The organism is Microbacterium pygmaeum (assembly GCF_900100885.1).
GTDB classification, from domain to species: Bacteria; Actinomycetota; Actinomycetes; order Actinomycetales; family Microbacteriaceae; genus Microbacterium; species Microbacterium pygmaeum.
On record NZ_LT629692.1, the window covers coordinates 2124055 to 2141619 of the forward strand.

18 protein-coding genes are annotated in these 17565 nt (G+C 69.8%); 6 read left to right on the forward strand and 12 right to left on the reverse strand.

The window, feature by feature from the left end:
- Positions 1-8: 8 nt before the first annotated feature.
- Positions 9-893 carry a polyphosphate kinase 2 gene (ppk2, locus tag BLT19_RS10005; protein ID WP_091493734.1) on the reverse strand — a complete coding sequence of 295 codons (885 nt, stop codon included), beginning with the start codon at positions 891-893 and terminating at the stop codon, positions 9-11.
- Between the two features lie 40 nt (positions 894-933).
- Entirely contained in the window at positions 934-1890 is a 957-nt protein-coding gene (gene dapD / locus BLT19_RS10010) for a 2,3,4,5-tetrahydropyridine-2,6-dicarboxylate N-succinyltransferase (RefSeq protein ID WP_091489345.1), read from the reverse strand.
- Between the two features lie 57 nt (positions 1891-1947).
- Between dapD and dapE the strand changes: the two genes are divergently transcribed.
- The 3 genes from dapE (at position 1948) to BLT19_RS10025 (ending at position 4537) form a co-directional block, all read left to right on the forward strand.
- A complete protein-coding gene (gene dapE, locus BLT19_RS10015) occupies positions 1948-3018 on the forward strand; it encodes a succinyl-diaminopimelate desuccinylase (protein ID WP_091489348.1) in 1071 nt (356 codons plus the stop codon).
- 73 nt (positions 3019-3091) lie between these two features.
- The gene (locus BLT19_RS10020) at positions 3092-4267 is read left to right on the forward strand and encodes a hypothetical protein (protein WP_091489352.1); all 1176 of its coding nucleotides are present in this window, start codon (positions 3092-3094) and stop codon (positions 4265-4267) included.
- A gap of 96 nt (positions 4268-4363) precedes the next feature.
- On the forward strand, positions 4364-4537 hold the full coding sequence (locus BLT19_RS10025; protein WP_091489355.1) for a DUF3117 domain-containing protein: 174 nt from the start codon (positions 4364-4366) through the stop codon (positions 4535-4537).
- 60 nt (positions 4538-4597) lie between these two features.
- Here the strand turns inward: BLT19_RS10025 and BLT19_RS10030 are convergent, their stop codons facing one another.
- Complete coding sequence (locus tag BLT19_RS10030) at positions 4598-5233, reverse strand: O-methyltransferase (RefSeq protein WP_091489358.1); 636 nt, start codon at positions 5231-5233, stop codon at positions 4598-4600.
- A gap of 72 nt (positions 5234-5305) precedes the next feature.
- Here BLT19_RS10030 and BLT19_RS10035 point away from each other — a divergent pair, with 72 nt between their 5' ends.
- Positions 5306-5698 carry a Sec-independent protein translocase family protein gene (locus BLT19_RS10035; RefSeq protein WP_091489361.1) on the forward strand — a complete coding sequence of 131 codons (393 nt, stop codon included), beginning with the start codon at positions 5306-5308 and terminating at the stop codon, positions 5696-5698.
- Between the two features lie 40 nt (positions 5699-5738).
- On the opposite strand, the gene BLT19_RS10040 is transcribed toward BLT19_RS10035, so the two are convergent.
- The 3 genes from BLT19_RS10040 to BLT19_RS10050 are packed head-to-tail and all read right to left on the reverse strand — an operon-like array spanning position 5739 to position 8736.
- Entirely contained in the window at positions 5739-6914 is a 1176-nt protein-coding gene (locus BLT19_RS10040; RefSeq protein ID WP_091489363.1) for an Mrp/NBP35 family ATP-binding protein, read from the reverse strand.
- Positions 6911-7438 (reverse strand): DUF1003 domain-containing protein, encoded by a 528-nt coding sequence (locus tag BLT19_RS10045; protein WP_091489366.1) that lies wholly within the window; start codon positions 7436-7438, stop codon positions 6911-6913. Before BLT19_RS10045 ends, BLT19_RS10040 begins: the two co-directional genes overlap by 4 nt.
- Positions 7438-8736, reverse strand: a complete 1299-nt coding sequence (locus BLT19_RS10050; RefSeq protein WP_091489369.1) for a magnesium transporter MgtE N-terminal domain-containing protein — start codon at positions 8734-8736, stop codon at positions 7438-7440. Before BLT19_RS10050 ends, BLT19_RS10045 begins: the two co-directional genes overlap by 1 nt.
- 68 nt (positions 8737-8804) lie before the next feature.
- On the opposite strand from BLT19_RS10050, the gene BLT19_RS10055 reads away from it, so the two are divergent.
- On the forward strand, positions 8805-9500 hold the full coding sequence (locus BLT19_RS10055) for a general stress protein (RefSeq protein WP_407939831.1): 696 nt from the start codon (positions 8805-8807) through the stop codon (positions 9498-9500).
- Positions 9500-10174 carry an alpha/beta hydrolase family protein gene (locus tag BLT19_RS10060; protein WP_091489371.1) on the forward strand — a complete coding sequence of 225 codons (675 nt, stop codon included), beginning with the start codon at positions 9500-9502 and terminating at the stop codon, positions 10172-10174. Before BLT19_RS10055 ends, BLT19_RS10060 begins: the two co-directional genes overlap by 1 nt.
- A gap of 4 nt (positions 10175-10178) precedes the next feature.
- On the opposite strand, the gene BLT19_RS10065 is transcribed toward BLT19_RS10060, so the two are convergent.
- From BLT19_RS10065 to BLT19_RS10090, 6 genes are all read right to left on the reverse strand, one after another.
- Complete coding sequence (locus BLT19_RS10065; RefSeq protein WP_091489374.1) at positions 10179-11063, reverse strand: LLM class flavin-dependent oxidoreductase; 885 nt, start codon at positions 11061-11063, stop codon at positions 10179-10181.
- A 39-nt stretch (positions 11064-11102) separates the two neighbouring features.
- Positions 11103-11639 (reverse strand): O-acetyl-ADP-ribose deacetylase, encoded by a 537-nt coding sequence (locus BLT19_RS10070; protein WP_091489376.1) that lies wholly within the window; start codon positions 11637-11639, stop codon positions 11103-11105.
- Between the two features lie 25 nt (positions 11640-11664).
- Entirely contained in the window at positions 11665-13218 is a 1554-nt protein-coding gene (metG, locus tag BLT19_RS10075) for a methionine--tRNA ligase (RefSeq protein WP_091489379.1), read from the reverse strand.
- On the reverse strand, positions 13215-14963 hold the full coding sequence (locus BLT19_RS10080) for a gamma-glutamyltransferase family protein (protein ID WP_091493738.1): 1749 nt from the start codon (positions 14961-14963) through the stop codon (positions 13215-13217). Before BLT19_RS10080 ends, metG begins: the two co-directional genes overlap by 4 nt.
- Positions 14964-15048: 85 nt before the next feature.
- Positions 15049-16494, reverse strand: coding sequence for an aminopeptidase P family protein (locus tag BLT19_RS10085; RefSeq protein ID WP_091489381.1), 1446 nt, complete (start codon positions 16492-16494; stop codon positions 15049-15051).
- A 37-nt stretch (positions 16495-16531) separates the two neighbouring features.
- On the reverse strand, positions 16532-17551 hold the full coding sequence (locus BLT19_RS10090) for an endonuclease/exonuclease/phosphatase family protein (protein WP_091489383.1): 1020 nt from the start codon (positions 17549-17551) through the stop codon (positions 16532-16534).
- Positions 17552-17565: the final 14 nt, after the last annotated feature.

Below are 17565 nucleotides of genomic sequence, written 5' to 3' on the forward strand. Positions count from 1 at the left end.
TCGGCGGTTCAGGCCGCGGAGGTGTCCTCTTCACGAGTGGCGATCGCCGCGGCATCCGATTCGCGCTTCCGCTTGCCCTTCTTCGATGCGATCCGCTCGTCCTTGCCGTGCCGTGCGAGCTCGTCGACGTAGTCGGGTACTGCCGTGTCCTCGTTGCGCGGAGGACGCTCGTAGCCCCCCGACGCCGGCCGTGGCGGGATCTCGATCTCCTCGCGCTCGACCTGCTCGTACGGGATCTTCGAGAGCAGGTGGGCGATCATGTTGATCCGCCCGCGCCGCTTGTCCTCGTTGTCGACCTCGTACCAAGGCGATTCGGGGATGTCGGTGTGCACGAACATCGTGTCCTTCGCGCGCGAGTAGTCCTCCCACTTGGTGATGGAAAGGACGTCGTTCGGGCTGAGCTTCCACCGCCGCATGGGATCCTTCGCGCGGGATTTGAAACGCGCCTCCTGCTCGACGTCGGAGACGCTGAACCAGTACTTGAGCAGGATGATGCCGTCTTCGACCAGCATCCGCTCGAAGATCGGCGCCTGGTGCAGGAACCGGTGGTACTCCTCGTTCGTGCAGTAGCCCATCACATGCTCGACGCCGGCCCGGTTGTACCAGGAGCGGTCCATCAGCACGATCTCGCCGGCGGCGGGGAGGTGGGGGACGTAGCGCTGGAAGTACCAGCGGGTCTTGTCCCGCTCGCTCGGCGTCGGCAGCGCGACGATCTTGGTGACCCGGGCGTTCAAGTACTCCGAGACCCGTTTGATCGTGGATCCCTTGCCCGCGGCATCCCGTCCTTCGAAGATGACGACGATGCGGGCCCCGCTCTGCTGGACCCACGCCTGCATGTCGACCAGCTTGGCCTGCAGGATCATCAGCTCGGACTCGTAGAGCTTCTTCGCCATGCGCTTGCTCACGTGTGTCTCCTGCTCGTTTCAGGGAACTCTACGCGTGCAGCGCCTCATTGAGGGTGACCCCGACCCCCGCGCGGCGCACGGCCTCGATCGCGCCGCTGAGCGAATTGCGACGGAACAGGATGCCGTCGAGCCCGGACAGCTGCGCGCCCTTGACGGTCGCAGGGGATCCGTCCGCCCGACGCGGTTCGTCGGGCAGGGCGATCTTCGATCCGGCGGTCACGTACAGTCCCGCCTCGACGACGCAGTCGTCGCCGAGCGAGATGCCCACGCCCGCGTTGGCGCCCAGGAGGGTCCGTGCGCCGATCGAGACGCGGTGCGCGCCGCCTCCGGAAAGGGTGCCCATGATGGATGCCCCGCCGCCGATGTCACTGCCGTCCCCGACGACGACGCCCTGCGAGATGCGCCCTTCCACCATCGAGGCGCCGAGCGTGCCGGCGTTGAAGTTGACGAATCCCTCGTGCATCACCGTCGTGCCGGGGGAGAGGTAGGCCCCCAGCCGCACGCGCGATGCGTCGGCGATCCGCACCCCCGGGGGGAAGACGTAATCCAGCAGGCGCGGGAACTTGTCCAGGCCCTGCACCTGGACGCCCGCGCGCAGCAGCGACGCGCGGAGCCGTGCTGCATCGTCGGGGTGCATCGGACCGGCCGTGGTCCACGCGACATTCGGCAGGTGGCCGAAGATGCCGTCGAGGTTCAGGTCATTGGGCAGGACGAGGCGGTGCGAGAGCGCGTGCAGACGCAGATAGGCGTCGAGCGTGGATGCCGGCGGGGCGTCGAGATCGATCTCGACTTCGGCGACCTCGACGTTGACCGCCCGGCGATCATCGACCCCGGCGAACGGCTGCAGCTGCTCCGCGACGTCCGCCTGGAAGGACGCCGGCTTCCGGCTCCCGCGCTCGGGGGAAGGGAAGGAGGCGTCCAGCACCATCCCGTTCACGGAGATCGTCGTCAGTCCGATACCCCATACGCGCCGATTCTCGCTCATCCCTCCACGCTATCGAACCGACCCCGGTCGTCCGGACCGGATCGATAGACTCAGGGGATGCCGCCCCTCGTTCTGACCGCGTCATCCGTGGACCTCACCCGCACGATCTGCGACATCCCGAGCGTCTCGGGAGACGAGGCGGTCCTGGCCGATCTGATCGACGATGCGATCGCGGCGCTCCCGCATCTGCACGTCTACCGCGATGGCGACACCATCGTCGCCCGCACCGAATCGGATCGCCCGCAGCGCGTGGTGATCGCCGGGCACATCGACACGGTTCCGATCAACGACAACGTGCCGACCCGCGACGTGGACGTCGACGGCGACGCGTACATCTGGGGCCGGGGCACCGTCGACATGAAGGCGGGGGTCGCCGTGCAGCTGAAGCTGGCCGCCGAATTGGTCGAGCCACGGATCGACATCACCTGGATGTGGTACGACCACGAGGAGGTCGATGCCGATCTCAATGGGCTGACCCGACTGGCTCGAAGCCGGCCCGACCTGTTCGCCGGCGATTTCGCGATCCTCGGCGAGCCCTCGAACGGCACCGTCGAAGGCGGCTGCAACGGCAACCTGCGGGCGGTCATCCGCACGACCGGCGTGCGCGCGCACAGCGCCCGCGCCTGGGTCGGCGAGAATGCGATCCATAAGGCGGCGCCGGTGCTCGCCCGGCTGGCCGACTACCGTCCGCGCGAGGTCGAGGTGGACGGTCTCGTGTATCGCGAGGGACTGAACGCGGTGCGGGTCGGCGGCGGGGTCGCCGGAAACGTGATCCCCGACCTGTGCGAGGTCGAGGTCAACTACCGGTTCGCGCCGAGCAAGTCGGCAGTCGACGCCGAGCGGCATGTCCGCGACGTGTTCGCCGGCTTCGAGCTCGATGTCATCGACGTCGCCGTCGGCGCACGGCCCGGACTCGATGCACCGCTCGCGCAGCAGTTCGTCGCCGCGGTCGGCGGCGAGCCACGCCCGAAGTACGGATGGACCGACGTGGCGCGCTTCTCCGCGATGGGTGTGCCCGCGGTCAACTACGGACCGGGAGACCCGCACCTGGCCCACCACGACCAGGAGCGTGTGCCGATCGCCCAGATCGAGGATGTCGAGCGCGGACTTCGCGCGTGGCTGAGCTGATCGGCCGGCTGACATGGGTGGGCTGACTCCCGCGCCCGCTGACGCAGTCGCGAATCCGACCCGATGGGAGCGGATGCCGGTTGCTGTGCGGATCGGCATCCTCTACATCGTCGCGCGCGCGGTGACGACGACGTTCCTCCTGCTCGCGGCGGCGCTGTCGAGCGTCGGGTCACGGTTCGGCGAGAACGCCGACATCGGCACGCTGATGATCGGGTGGGATGCGCAGTGGTACTGGTTCGCCGCCGAGCACGGCTACCCGGCCCAGCTCCCAATCACCGATGGGGGAGACGTCGCCGAGAACCAGTGGGCATTCATGCCCGTCTACGCCTTCCTGGCCAAGGGTCTCGGTTTCCTTCTCGGGTCCTGGGGTGTCGCGGCCGTCGCCATCGCGCTGGTCGCCGGGTACCTCGCGTGCCTGGTGCTCTACCGGATCGTGCGGATGCGGGCAGATGACGCCACCGCGACCTGGGCGACGGCCTTCTTCGCCGCCGCGCCGCTGGCCGCGCTCTTCCAGGTCGGCTACGCGGAGTCGCTGTTCCTGCTGTGGTTGTTCCTTGCGCTGTGGATGCTGCAGCGGCGACGCTACGTCTGGCTGTACGTGCTGATCCCGCTGATGGGCTTCACCCGGCCGGGGGTGCTGGCCTTCGCGCTCCTCCTCGGCCTGTACGGCATCTGGCGCTGGGCCACCAGGCGCACCGAGCCGCTGCCGGTCCGCGAGATCGTGCACATCTGCGCGCTCGGGCTCCTCGCCGTCGTGGTGGGATTCTCATGGCAGGTCCTCGCCGCGGTCGTCACCGGCGATCCGAGCGCGTACCTGGCGACCGAACTCGCGTGGCGGCGGAACTGGCTCGGACAGAGCGAGGGCGCCTTCGTCCCGTTCGACGGGTTCGTGCAGGGTGCCGCCTTCTGGTTCGGCTCCTGGGGGCTCGGCGAGATCACCGGCTACGTCGTGCTCGCGGCATCCGTCCTCGGCATCGCCGCCCTGCTCCTGTTCGAACCCCACGTGCGTCGCATGGGCGTCGAGGTGCGGCTGTGGTCGGCCGGCTACCTGCTGTACCTGCTCGCGGTGTTCTTCCCGCAGTCCAGCATCTTCCGGCTCCTCGTGCCGCTGTCCCCGCTGTGGGGGGCCGTCGCGATGCCGCGGTCCGCGCTGTGGCGGGTGAGCGTGCTGGTCGCATGCCTGGCGGGGCAGTGGTGGTGGATCTACAACATGTACGCGCTGGGGAATACCTATTGGCAGATCCCATGATCGGTCGCCGAGGCGAGCGGATCGGGGCGACGATTATCCCCTGGTCGTAGGCGCACGATAAACTCGACACGCAGACCACGACGAAAGGGAGCCGCAATGGCAGCCATGAAGCCGAGAACCGGAGACGGGCCGATGGAGGCCGTGAAGGAGGGTCGTCTCATCATCGTGCGGGTTCCGCTCGAGGGTGGAGGACGCCTCGTCGTCTCGGTGAACGACGCTGAGGCCAAGGAGCTCTACGACGTGCTCGGCGGGGTCGTCAACCCCGTCTGATCACACCTCACACGAGAACGGCCGGTCGAACCTCGACCGGCCGTTTCGCGTGGATTCCCGTCAGTCCGGAGGAGTCGTGGTCAGCTGGAGAAGGCCCTCGCCGACGATGGACAGGGCGCCGATGACGGCGGCGGACGCTTGGGTCTCGTGGATCAGCGAGCGATACGAGGCCGTCACCGCGTCCCGGCGCACAGGATCGGCGACGGCGCCGCGGTTCAGCACGCGGGGGATCAGCACGGTGCCGCCGGCCCGGACCAGGCGGAGTCCGTGCTCGACGTAATCGATGACGCCATCCGGGTCGGCATCCACCAGCACGATGTCGTATGACGCTTCGTTCATGCGGGGGAGCACTTCCATCGCTCGACCGGTGATGAAGCGCACACGAGCCGGGGGAACCTTAGCGTCTGCGAACGACTGGCGCGCCGCGCCGAGGTGCTCGGGTTCGCTGTCGATCGTGGTCAGCGTGGCGCGGGGCGAGCCGTGCAGAAGCCAGAGCCCGGACACGCCGGCGCCGGTGCCGATCTCGACGATGTTGAGTGCACGGGATGACGCCGCGATCACTGCGCACTGCGCTCCGACGGCGGGGGAGATGGGTGCGGCGCCGATCTCGAGTGCATACGCACGCGCCTTCGAGATGTGATCCGGTTCGATCGTCGCCTCATCGGCGAAGCGGTAGTTCGCGTCCTGCTCGCCCATCGGTGCTCCTTCGATGTCAGCCTACGTGTCGGTGCGGCGTCGACTGCTCAGGCGCGGCGGTAATCTGAAGGCATGTTCTTCGGCATCACGATCGAGAAGCTCCTGCTGATCGGGTTGATCGCCGGGCTGCTCATCGGGCCCGAGCGGCTGCCTCGCTATGCCGAGACCCTCGCACGGTTCACCAAACGCGCACGCGAGTACGTGACCAACGCCAAGTCGCGCGTGAAAGAGGAGATGGGCGGGGACTTCGACGACGTCGACTGGCGGACGCTGGATCCCCGCCAGTACGATCCGCGGCGCATCATCCGCGAGGCGCTGCTGGATGACGCTCCCGTGCCGACGGTGAAGGCGGTGAGCGCCGCGGCCGCGATGACCAGCGCGACCCCGCTGATCGATGGACCCACGGAGACCTCCGACCGGTTCCAGGCCGACCGCAAGCCGCCGTACGACACCGAAGCCACCTGAGCCGGGGGCTCGATCCGCCACCGCGCGAGCGGGCACCGGCTTATCGCAGCCGCATTGGAAGCGCGCGCCCCGCAAGCCCGCGCGGCGTCGCGGCCAGGCCGGCGGCGATCCGCTCGATCGCGATCGCCGCAGGGTCGTCGGGGTGTGCGGTGACGATCGGCGTGCCCGCATCGCCGTCGCTGCGCAGCAGCGGGCTGAGGGGGACCGACCCGAGCACGGGGACGTCGTCCTCGCCGCGGGAGAGCATCTCGGCGACCTGCGCGCCGCCGCCCGCGCCGAACAGGTCGAGTGTCGTCCCGTCGGGGAGCGTCATCGCGGCCATGTTCTCGACGACGCCGATCACACGCTGACCTGTCTGGCGTGCCACCAGGCCGCTGCGGACGGCGACGTCGGATGCCGCGGACTGCGGAGTGGTCACCACGATCACTTCGGCGTGGGGGAGCAGCTGGCCGACCGAGATCGCGATGTCGCCGGTCCCGGGCGGCATGTCCAGCAGCAGCACGTCGAGGTCGCCGAAGTACACGTCGGTGAGGAACTGCGAGACCGTGCGGTGCAGCATCGGTCCCCGCCAGGCCACCGCTTCCACCGGTCCTGACGCGCCGCGCAGGAACATGCCGATCGAGATGACCTTCACGCCGTGCGCGACCGGCGGGAGCATGAGCTCGTCGATGCGGGTGGGCTGCGGCACGCTGCCACCGGCAGCGACGAGCCCCAGCAGGCCCGGGATCGAGAAGCCGTGCACGTCCGCATCGATGAGGCCGACAGCGAGTCCGCGGGAGGCCAGCGCGGTGGCGAGGTTGGCGGTGACCGTCGATTTGCCGACGCCGCCCTTGCCGCTGGTCACCGCAATCACACGGGTGAGCGAGTCGGGTCCGAAGGGCATCTCCCGAGCCGCCCGCCCGCCGCGCAGCGACTCGGTCAGCTCACGTCGCTCCGCGGGTGTCATCACGCCGACGGAGAGGTCGACAGCGCTGACGCCGGGAACGGATGCCGCGGCTCGGCGGACGTCGGCGGCGATGCGATCGGCGGCGGGGCAGCCCACGATGGTCAGCACGATCCCGACCGAGGCCAGCCCCTGATCGAGCGTGATCTCACGGAGCATGCCGAGCTCGGCGATCGGACGCCGCAGCTCGGGATCGACGACCGCGCCGACGGCACGCCGGACCGCGTCGGCATCGTTCGGGCCGGCGACGTCGGAGCCGGTGTGGCGGGTCACCGGCCGGAGCCGTCCCGTTCGTCCGCGCGGGTGTCGAGCTGTTCGAGCATCGCCTTGAGCTCGTTGCGCAGGACGTCCTTGGTCACGGCACCGCTGGAGCCGTCCGTCAGCGCCATTCGCAGCGCGACGATCTCACGTGCGAGGTACTCGGTGTCGGCGAGGTTGCGCTCGGCGCGCTGGCGATCCTGCTCGATCTGGACGCGGTCGCGGTCGTCCTGCCGATTCTGGGCGAGCAGGATCAGCGGAGCGGCGTAAGACGCCTGCAGCGACAGGATGAGCGTGAGGAGGGTGAAGTTCGTGGCCTTCGGGTCGAACTGCAGATCGACAGGAGCCAGCGAGTTCCACAGCAGCCAGGCGGCCACGAAGACCGTCATGCCGATCAGGAACCCCGACGTTCCCATCCCGCGTGCGAAGGCTTCGGAGAAGCGGCCGAACCGGTCGCGGGACGGCTGCGGGTTGCGGTTGAGCATGCCGCTGCGGCCCCGAGGCGCGTCCAGCGCGGGCATGCGGGAGGGGCGTGCCATCACCGTCTCCTCGGGATGCCGGCGGTCGTGGGGGCAACGGCAGCGCCGGCGAGGTGATCATCGCCTCCGTCGTGCGAGCGCCAGTCCTCGGGCAGAAGGTAGTCCAGCACGTCGTCGACCGATACCGCGCCGACCAGCCGGTGGGCGTCGTCGACGACCGGAAGCGAGACGAGGTTGTAGCTGGCCAGCATCCGCGCCACCTCCGCAGCGGAGGCCGTGGCCGTCGCGGGCTCCAGGGTGTCGTCGATGATGGCGCCGAGCCGCTCGTGCGGCGGATAGCGCAGCATCCGCTGGAAGTGGACGGTGCCCAGCAGCCGTCCGGTGGGCGTCTCGTACGGCGGCAGGGTGACGAACACCGAGGCGGCAAGGGCCGGGTGCAGCTCGTGGCGACGGATCAGCGCGAGCGCCTCGGCCACCGTCGCGTCGGCCGACAGCACGATCGGCTCGCTGGTCATCAGACCGCCGGCCGTGTCGGGTCCGTACTGCAGGAGGGCGCGCACGTCCTCGGCCTCCTCGGGCTCCATCAGATCCAGGAGGTGCTCGGAGCGGTCATCGGGCAGCTGACCGAGAAGGTCGGCGGCGTCATCGGGCTCCATCGCGTCGAGGATGTCGGCCGCGCGCTCGTCGCCGAGCTGTTCGAGGATGTGAACCTGCTCCTCCTCGGGCATCTCCTCGAGCGCGTCGGCGAGACGCTCGTCGGAGAGCTCCTCGGCGACCTCGATCATGCGTTCGTCCGAGAGGTCGAGGAGCGTGTTGGCCAGATCGGCGGGTCGCAGGTCGGCATAGGTCGCGACGAGCTGCTCGGCCGACTGCGCCTCGCCCGGGATCTGCTGCTCCTGCACCTCCGACCAGTTCGCGAACGTGGTCGGTCCCTTCGCGAAGGGGGAGGCGCTGGTGCGGGGGCGGCGCAGGAAGAGCTGCCCGACATCCCATTCGCCCAGCCGGTTGCGCTCGATCGCGACATCCTCGATGACCGCGGTGCCGGAGCCGTCGCGGAGGAACACGCGACGACCGACGAGTTCGGACATCACCCGCACCTCGCCCCCGCGCTGCTGGAAGCGGCGCACGTTGATCAGTCCCGTCGTGATGACCTGGCCGGTGGCGATCGAGGTGACCCGCCCGATCGAGACGAAGACGTGGCGCCGGCCGGGGATCTCCACGACGAGTCCGACCACGCGCGGCGGGTCGTTCTGGCGGTAGATGACCACGACGTCGCGGACCCTGCCGAGGCGGTCGCCGACGGGGTCGAAGACGAAGCACCCCGAAAGGCGCGCCACGAAGACCCTCTGCGTGCTCACGCTTCCAGCGTAGTCGCGTCGGCGCAGGCAGGAGAGGAAGCGCCGCGTGGGACAATGTGAGGGTGAGCATGATGGGCGGACGATTCCCGCAGGCAGCCGACGATGTCGGGCAGACCGTGGCGAGCTTCCCGAGCTACGAGGCTGCGCAGAAGACCGTTTCGAAGCTGATCGCCGAGAACGTCCCGGCGCGCGACATCGCGATCGTCGGGCAGGGCCTGCGCTCCATCGAGCGCATCACCGGACGCCTGGGCTATGCCGCCGCCGCACGCTCCGGGGCGATCAACGGCGTGCTGCTGGGTCTGCTGTTCTCCGCGATCCTCGTGATCGGAACGCCGTCGGTGCCGATCCAGGCCTTCGTCGGTGTGATCTTCGTCGGTATCGCGCTCGGCATGCTGATGAGCATCGTCACCTATTCGTTCGTGCGCCGTCGGCGCGACTACGCGTCGGTCATGCAGGTGCTGGCAGATCACTACGAGGTGACGGTCGCCGCATCCAGCATCCATCGCGCGCGCGAGGTCATCGGGTCGGCCGCGACTCCCGCAGACCGTCGTCCCACCGCGGCGCCGTCGGGGCCGGTGGCGGCCCCGACGCCGCCGCCCGCGGACGAACCGGTCACGCCGGTCGAGCCACCGCGGTACGGCGAGCGGGTCGACCCCTCGCCCGTCGCAGACGGCGGGATCCCCGATGGCGAGCCCGGTGGTGTCGACGGCGGCGGAATCGCGGGCGCGCCCGGCTCCGGAGCTGCGCTGCCGCCGGAGCGCTGATGACCGGGCGATCCGAGGCGCAGGTCGTCCGGGTCGAACTGCCCTCAGGGCCGGTCGGAGTCTCGGTCGACCTCGAACGAGCTGACGATGCCTGGGCCACGATGGCCCTTGCGCACGGTGCGGGCGCCGGGTACCGGCATCCATTCCTCCTCGGTTTCGCCCGGGGCATGCACGCGCTCGGCGTCACGATCGCGCGGTTCAACTTCCCGTATGCGGAGGCGGGCCGACGGATGCCGGGGCCTGCCGCGCACGCGGTGTCGACCTGGTCGGCGATCGTCGACCACCTCTCGGCGGGATCGACGCCGGTGTGGGCGGCCGGAAAGTCCTACGGCGGGCGGATGGCGTCGATGGCGGCCGCGGCGCGTGTCATCGATCCCGTCGGGCTCGTCTACCTCGGATACCCGCTGCATCCGCCGGGAGATCCGGCGAAGGCCCGCGTGGCGCACCTGCCCGAGATCATCCAGCCGCAGCTGTTCGTCGAAGGAACCACTGACCCGTTCATCCAGCCGATCGCCCAGCTGGATGACGCGGTGACGTCCTGCCAGGACGCCGAGGTCTCCTGGATCGACGGCGGCGGGCACTCCTTCGAAGTGAAGGGTCGGAAGCGTCCGCCGAACGAGGTCGGCGCAGACCTCGCGCCGCTCGTGGTCGACTGGATGCGCCGGCGGTCCTGAGCAGCTACCCGTGGTCGCGGAGTAGGCCGACGATGTCGTCCAGCACCGACTCCGACCCGGCGTAGATGCCGTTGGGACGCGGCCAGTGGCTGATGACGTCGGTGAAGCCCAGCTGCTCGGCACGACCGACTGCGTCCTCGTAGGCCGCCGCGCTGCGCAGGAAGTAGCGCACCTCGTTGTCCAAGGAGAGGGTTCGGGATGCCGGGGTCGTCCGTTCCGCGCTCTCGACGGCGTCCTCGAAGCGACGTGCGAGCGCGGCCACTCCGGCCCACCACTGCGCCTCGCCCTCCTCGTTCCCGCCGGTGGTGATCCAGCCATCGCCGCGGGATGCCGCGTACGCGATGGCCTTCGGCCCGTTGCCTGCCACCAGGAGGGGGGCGCGGGGGAGCTGCGCCGGCGCGCCGACCATCCGCGCCGAGCGCGCCGTGAACCAGTCGCCGTCGAACGAGATGCCGCCCGAACCCGGCTCCTCGAAACGCAGGAGCACGTCGAGGTCGTCGACGAACTCGACGAAGCGCGCATGGCGCTGCCGCGCGGTGAGTTCGTCCTGGCCGAGCACGAATGCATCGAACCCCGTGCCGCCGGAGCCCACCCCGATCAGCAGCCGCCCGGCGGAGATGTCATCGAGGGTCGCGAGTTCCTTGGCGAAGGGCACCGGGTGGCGGAAGTTGGGGCTCGCCACGAAGAGTCCGAGCCCGATCCGCGTGGTCACCGTCGCCGCGGCGGTGAGTGTCGGGATGGTCGCGTACCAGGGCTGGTCGGCGAGGCTCCGCCACGAGAGGTGGTCGTAGGTCCACGCGTGGTCGAAGCCGTATTCCTCCGCGCGGCGCCACAGTGGCGTAGCATCCGCCCATCGGTGCTGGGGCAGCAGGACGATCCCATGTCTCATGCACGCAACGCTACGCTGACAGGCAACCGTGCACCTCACTCAGTTCCCGTGCTGCGCCGGGAACCGCGATCGGATCAGTGCGTCGATCGAGCGCATCTTGGCCTGGTCGAACGCCACCAGCCGCACTTCCTCGACGCTCGTCGGTGCATGCGCGAGCGCGTCGCCGACCGTCTCCACGGCAACGGCGATGGCGTCGTCGATCGGCCAGCCGTAGATCCCCGCGCTGATCAGCGGGAAGGCGACCGTGCGCGCACCCCGCTCGCCGGCCACCTCGAGTGCGCGCCGATAGCAGGACTCCAGCAGCGTCCGGTCGCGTTCCCCGGCGCTGTAGTTCGGCCCCGCGGTGTGGATGACCCAGGTGGCGGGGAGGTCGCCGCCCGTGGTCCAGCCGGCGTCTCCGGTGGCGAGTCCGCGAGGGAATCGCTCGACGCACTCGGCCAGCAGGCCCGGCCCCGCCGCTCGATGGATCGCTCCGTCCACGCCGCCGCCGCCGCGCATGCGATTGTTCGCGGCGTTGACGATCGCGTCGACGTCCTGCTCGGTGATGTCGCCGTGGACGACGGTCAGAAGAGGCACGTTCCCATCCTCGCCGGAATGCGGTTCAGGCGGGCGGAAGCGGGTCCAGTCGTGGGAAGACGGGGACCGGTGCCGGCAGGCGGGTTCCCGGCGCGATGCGCTCGCCGATCATGCTGAAGTCGCGCCTGTCGACGGGCATCGCGACCAGGTCGAGCAACCGTGCCGCAGCACCGGGGATCACCGGCTGGACCAGCAGCGCGGCGATCCGCACGACCTCGATCGTCACGTACAGCACGGTCCGGAACCGCTCCTGGTCCGCCTCGGCCGAGGATCTGCGCAGGGTCCACGGCTCCTGTGACGAGAAGTAGCGATTGGCCGCTCCCAGCACACTCCAGATCGCCTCGAGGCCGAGGTGCATCGCGGGTGCCTCGAAGCGGCGCCGAACGACGGGCAGCAGCCCGTCGGCGAGCCCGAGCAGCTCGATGTCGGGAGCGCTGAAGGGTCCGGGATCGGGGACGATACCGCCGAGGTTCTTCTGGATCATCGAGAGGGAGCGCTGCGCCAGGTTGCCGAGCTCGTTCGCAAGGTCGGCGTTGGTCCGGGTGATCAGCGCGTCGTCGCTGTAGCTGCCGTCCTCGCCGAAGGTCATCTCGCGCAGCAGGAAGTGGCGCACGCGATCGACTCCGAATCGATCCACGAGCTCGATCGGGTCCAGCACGTTGCCGACCGACTTTCCCATCTTCCTGCCGTCGTTCAGCACGAATCCGTGCGCGAAGACGCGCCGGGGGAGCGCAATGCCGGCCGAGAGGAGGAACGCGGGCCAGTACACGGCGTGGAACCGGATGATGTCCTTCCCGATCACGTGCACGTCTGCCGGCCAGTAGCGGCCGAAGTCCACGGAGTCGGTGTCGGGGTATCCAGCGCCGGTCAGATAGTTGGTCAGGGCGTCGACCCACACGTACATGACGTGCTCGGGGTGATCGGGCACCGGCACGCCCCAGTCGAACGTGGTGCGGGAGATGGACATATCGCGGAGTCCCGACCGCACGAAGCTCAGGATCTCATTGCGCCGCGAGGGCGGGCCGATGAAGTCCGGGTGAGTGTCGTAATGCTCCAGAAGCCGGTCGGCGTAGGCGGACAACCGGAAGAAGTAGGTCTGCTCCTCGGTCCACACCACGGGCGCGCCGGTCTCACGGGAGCGCTTGTGCCCGTCGTCGCCGATCTCGAGCTCGTCCTCGGTGTAGAAGCGCTCATCGCGCACCGAGTACCAGCCCGCGTAGGTGTCGAGGTAGATGTCGCCCGCCTGTTCCATCGCTCTCCAGATGGCGATCGAGGCCGCGACGTGGTCGGCGTCGGTGGTGCGGATGAAGCGGTCGAACGAGATGTCCAACGCGCTCTGCAGCGCTTCGAAGGCGTCGGAGTTGCGCCGGGCCAGCAGCGCGGTGGGCACGCCCTGGGCCTCAGCGGTCTGCGCCATCTTCAGCCCGTGCTCATCGGTTCCCGTGAGGAAGCGCACGTCGTCGCCGTCCAGGCGCCTGAAGCGCGCGATCGCGTCGGTGGCGATGTACTCGTACGCGTGGCCGATGTGCGGGGCGCCGTTGGGGTACGCGATCGCCGTCGTGATGTAGAAGGGCTTCATCGTCCGGCCGCGTAACCCTGCATGCCGCGGGGGTTCGCCGCCGCCCAGAGGAGGCCGGCGGCGGCATCCCGTCCCACCGCCGACACGCGACCGAGCGCCCAGTCCCCGGCGCGGGTGACGCGGTGTCCGCGGCGCTCGAGCTCCGCGACGAGCGCGTCGCCGAGGCGATCCTCGACGACCACCCCCGTCGGGTCGAACGTGCGCGGCCAGAACGAGTCGATGAGGGCGGTCGTGTGCAGTGACGGTGCGTCGATCGCCTGCTGCGGCGAATAGCCCCCGACCAGCATCCGCAGGAGCGCAGAGAGCTGCCACTGCTCCTGATGGTCCCCGCCGGGACTGCCGAGCGCCATGACCGCCCGCCCGTCGCGGAGCACCAGCGTTGGGGTGAGGGTGGTCCGCGGACGCCGCCCCGGCAGCAGCGCGGCGGGGGAGGAGGCATCCAGCCACGTCACCTGCAGCCGCGTGCCGAGGCAGAAGCCGAGTGCGGGTATCGTCGGAGAGGACTGCAGCCAGCCGCCCGACGGCGTGACGGCCACGATGTTGCCCCAGCGGTCGATCACATCGATGTGGCAGGTGTCTCCGCGGGTCTCGCCCGACCGTGCCACCGTCGGCTCGCCGGTGCCGGCTGACGATTCGCCCGAGTGCGAGCGCAGCGGGGGATGAAACGGCACCCGCCCGGGCACATGCCCGGGTCGCCATCTCGTCGACGCGGTCTGGTCGATGAGATCCCGACGGGATGCCGCGTACTCGGCGGACAGCAGCACATCCAGCGCGTCCTCGGTGTCGCCGTAGTACGCATCGCGGTCGGCGAGGGCGAGCTTGAGCGCCTCGATCACGTTATGGGCACCGGCGGCCGTCGACGGATCGGTCTCCGGGAGCCCGTCGAGGATCCGCAGTGCCTGCAGAAGCGCCGGACCCTGCGTCCACGCGCCGGCCTTCGCGATCGTGTGACCGCGGAACGGCACTGTCACGGCGTCCTCGTACGAGGCGTCGAAGTCGGCGAAATCCTGCGCCGAGATGACGGCCGCGTGATCGGTGCCGTCGGAATGGCGATGGGGTTCGGACAGGAACGCGGCCGCGTGCTGCGCGACGATCCCGGTCTTCCACTCCGCGCGGGCGGCGTCGATACGCGCGGCCCTGCCCACCGGACCGTCGTCCTCGCACGCGCCGCGCACGGATCGCCCGGCAGCGATGAGGCGGTCCAGCACGCTCGCGTACGCCGGGTTGCGGATGATCGAACCGGCCGCGGGCGGCTCGCCGTCCGGCATCCACCGTTGAGCGGAGGTGGGCCAGTGCTCCCGGAACAGCTCCGCGACCCTGGCGATGGTCGCACTGGCCTGGGCGGCCAGCGGAGCACCGTTCCTGGCGTAGTCGACGGCGAACGCGAGCACGTCGGCGAGCTCCCACGTCCCGTGGTCGCGCAGCAGAAGCAGCCACGCATCGACCGCGCCGGGGATCGCGGCTGCCAGCCCGCCGGCGCCGGGCACCAGGTCGAGGCCTTCGGCGTGGAAGTGCTCGATGGTCGCACCGGCCGGCGCCGGCCCCTGTCCCATGAGCACGACCGGGGTCGCCGGGTCCTGCGCGGTCGCGAAGATGCCGACGAGGTCGCCTCCTGGCCCGTTCAGGTGCGGTTCGACGACGTGCAGCACGAAGCCGCCCGCGACCACCGCGTCGAAGGCGTTGCCGCCGCGCTCGAGGACCGCCTGCGCGCTCGCCGTGGCCAGCCAGTGCGTCGAGGCCGACATGCCGAACGTGCCGGTCAGCGTCGGACGCGTCGTGAACGCGCCGGGTCGGGCGTACTCCGTCACGCTCAGTCGCCGCTGCGCTCGATCACCGGTCCGCAGGATTCAGGCGTGCGACCCAGGCTTCGACGTCGTCGGCCGTGCGCGGGATCGCCGCCGACAGATTCCGCGGTCCGTCCTCGGTCATCAGGATGTCGTCTTCGATGCGCACCCCGATCCCGCGGTACTCCTCGGGCACCGTGAGATCGTCGATCTGGAAGTACAGGCCCGGCTCGATCGTGAACACCATCCCCGGCTCCAGCGTGCCCCCGTGGTACAGCTCGCGCCGCGCCTGCGCGCAATCGTGCACGTCGATGCCGAGGTGGTGGCTCGTGCCGTGCACCATGTACCGCCGGTGCTGGTGCCCCGTCTCGGGGTTCAGCGACTCCTCCGCGGAGACGGGAAGGATGCCCCAGTCCTCGAGCCGATGGGCGATGACATCCCACGCAGCGGCGTTCAGATCGCTGAACCTGGCACCCGGCCGGGCGGCGGCGAATGCGGCATCCGCCGCCTCTCGGACGGCCTCGTACACCCGCCGATGCACCTCGCTGAAGCGCCCGTTCACCGGAATCGTGCGGGTGATGTCCGCGGTGTACAGGCTGTCGAGCTCCACGCCGGCGTCGATCAGGATCAGGTCGCCCGACGCGACCGCCCCGTCGTTGCGCGTCCAGTGCAGATAGCAGGCGTGCGGACCGGATGCCGCGATGGTGTCGTAGCCCTCCCAGTTGCCGTCGCTGCGCGCACGCTGGTGGAAGACGCCCTCGACGACCCGCTCGCCCCGAGGATGATCGATGATGCGCGGCAGGTTCGCGACGATGTCGTCGAATCCGTCGGCGGTCACATCCACCGCCAGCTGCATCTGCGAGATCTCGTACGCGTCCTTGCGCAGGCGCAGCTCGGAGACGAACCGGGTGAGCTCCGCGTCCTGGTCGATCACGAGGTCGTCGGCGCCTGCGACGAAGTCGTCGATGTGCGCCGTCGCGAGGCCGAGGTCGGATGCGACGCCGTCCAGCGCCGGACGCGGGCCGATCCAGAACTCGCCGATCGTCGGGTCGGCGTAGAACTCCGGTGTGGTCCGGTCGGCGCGCTCCCGGAAGAACAGCGTCACGTCGTGACCGTCGCCTGCCGGGTCGAAGACGAGCAGCGAGTCGGGCACCGAGTCGCTGGCCCAACCGGTCAGATGCGAGAACGCGGAGTGCGCGCGGAACGGGTAGTCGGTGTCGTTGCTGCGCACCTGGTACGGCCCCGCGGGGATCACCAGCCGGGCGCCGGGGAAGGCGCCCGAAACCGCGTCGCGCCGCCGTGCGGCGGCTGCGGCCTGCTCGCGCGGCGCCGGGAGGATCTCGGGGCGCTCGGCCCAGCCGGTCGAGATCGTGTCGAGGAAGCCCTGTCCGAAGCCCTGGCGGCGATTCACCGAGCTGTTCGCGGGAATCTCGTTCGCCTCCGGTGCGAGCTCGGTCGTGCCGAGATCGTCCGTGTCACCTGTCGTTGCCATGGATCCAGTCTCGCACTTTCCGAGGGGCGCAACAGGGTCAGTCCACGGGCTCCAGCTGCACGATCAGGGGACGATGATCACTGCCGGACGCGTCCGTTGAACGCAGCACGATCGATCCCGTCGCCTTCCACCGCTCCGAAGCCATGACGTGATCGATAGGGGTGCCCACCAGTGCCGGCACGTCGACCGACCAGGTGCCGACCGCGCCGTTGCCGGTCTCGATCGCCGCGTCGTGGCATCGTCCGAGCGTCCCGCCGTCGACGCCCAGGTTGGTCATGTGATCGACCGTCGCATTGAAGTCGCCCGCCATGATGACGTTGCCGGTCGCGCACTGGTCGGCCAGCCATTGCAGGTCTTCCCGCCAGTCGGCCATGTAGCTCTGCCGAGGCGCGACGGCGTGCGCGGCGACGACGATCGGCCCGTCGCCGCTGGTGGGCATGGCCACTGCACTGGGCACCGTCGAGGTGTTGCTGGTGCCGTCCTGCGAAGACTCGATGACCGCGTAGTCACCCATCTCCGGGGCGATCAGGAGGGTCGTGGATCCCGCATCCCATTCGGTGTCCGGGTTGTCGGCATGGTGCGCCCACATCGGATGCCCGAGCTCGCGCATCGCGATCGCGACCTGCTCACCGGTCTCGATCGTCGTCTCGGGGAGGGCGACGATGTCGGCGTCCATCGCGACGGCGATCTTGGCGATCGCGTCCGGTGCGGTAGCGCTGCCGGCGGTGTTCCACGTCAGCACCCGGACGCTGCTGTCCGTCTTCGCCGGAAGGGACTCCGTGCCGATCCCGCGGCCCGTGAGGATCACGACGTTCGCGACCACGGCGATCGCGGCGATGACCGCGATCGACAGCGCGAGCGCGCGTATCGGCCGGGCGATCGCCAGCAGCAGCGCGAGCACCAGCACCGCGCCGAACGCGACCAGAAGCGCGCCGCGGAAGGACACGATCTGAGCGATCGGGAAGGTCCGCTCGACCCGGAAGAAGCCGGGCCACGTGAGGACGGCGGCGGCGATCGCGCACACCACCGTGACGAGGATCCCCAGCAGGCGCAGCACCCCGCGACTCTATG

Bases quoted from the DNA above. Each gene is read 5' to 3' on its own strand.
- BLT19_RS10030 (WP_091489358.1), bottom strand. From the start codon at position 5,233: ATGGGCGAGCAGGACGCGAACTACCGCTTCGCCGATGAGGCGACGATC.
- BLT19_RS10055 (WP_407939831.1), top strand. From the start codon at position 8,805: ATGATGGGCGGACGATTCCCGCAGGCAGCCGACGATGTCGGGCAGACC.
- BLT19_RS10025 (WP_091489355.1), top strand. From the start codon at position 4,364: ATGGCAGCCATGAAGCCGAGAACCGGAGACGGGCCGATGGAGGCCGTG.
- BLT19_RS10080 (WP_091493738.1), bottom strand. From the start codon at position 14,963: ATGTCGGCCTCGACGCACTGGCTGGCCACGGCGAGCGCGCAGGCGGTC.
- BLT19_RS10035 (WP_091489361.1), top strand. From the start codon at position 5,306: ATGTTCTTCGGCATCACGATCGAGAAGCTCCTGCTGATCGGGTTGATC.
- BLT19_RS10045 (WP_091489366.1), bottom strand. From the start codon at position 7,438: ATGGCACGCCCCTCCCGCATGCCCGCGCTGGACGCGCCTCGGGGCCGC.
- BLT19_RS10020 (WP_091489352.1), top strand. From the start codon at position 3,092: ATGCCGGTTGCTGTGCGGATCGGCATCCTCTACATCGTCGCGCGCGCG.
- BLT19_RS10060 (WP_091489371.1), top strand. From the start codon at position 9,500: ATGACCGGGCGATCCGAGGCGCAGGTCGTCCGGGTCGAACTGCCCTCA.
- BLT19_RS10085 (WP_091489381.1), bottom strand. From the start codon at position 16,494: ATGGCAACGACAGGTGACACGGACGATCTCGGCACGACCGAGCTCGCA.
- BLT19_RS10065 (WP_091489374.1), bottom strand. From the start codon at position 11,063: ATGAGACATGGGATCGTCCTGCTGCCCCAGCACCGATGGGCGGATGCT.
- dapD (WP_091489345.1), bottom strand. From the start codon at position 1,890: ATGAGCGAGAATCGGCGCGTATGGGGTATCGGACTGACGACGATCTCC.
- dapE (WP_091489348.1), top strand. From the start codon at position 1,948: ATGCCGCCCCTCGTTCTGACCGCGTCATCCGTGGACCTCACCCGCACG.
- ppk2 (WP_091493734.1), bottom strand. From the start codon at position 893: ATGGCGAAGAAGCTCTACGAGTCCGAGCTGATGATCCTGCAGGCCAAG.
- metG (WP_091489379.1), bottom strand. From the start codon at position 13,218: ATGAAGCCCTTCTACATCACGACGGCGATCGCGTACCCCAACGGCGCC.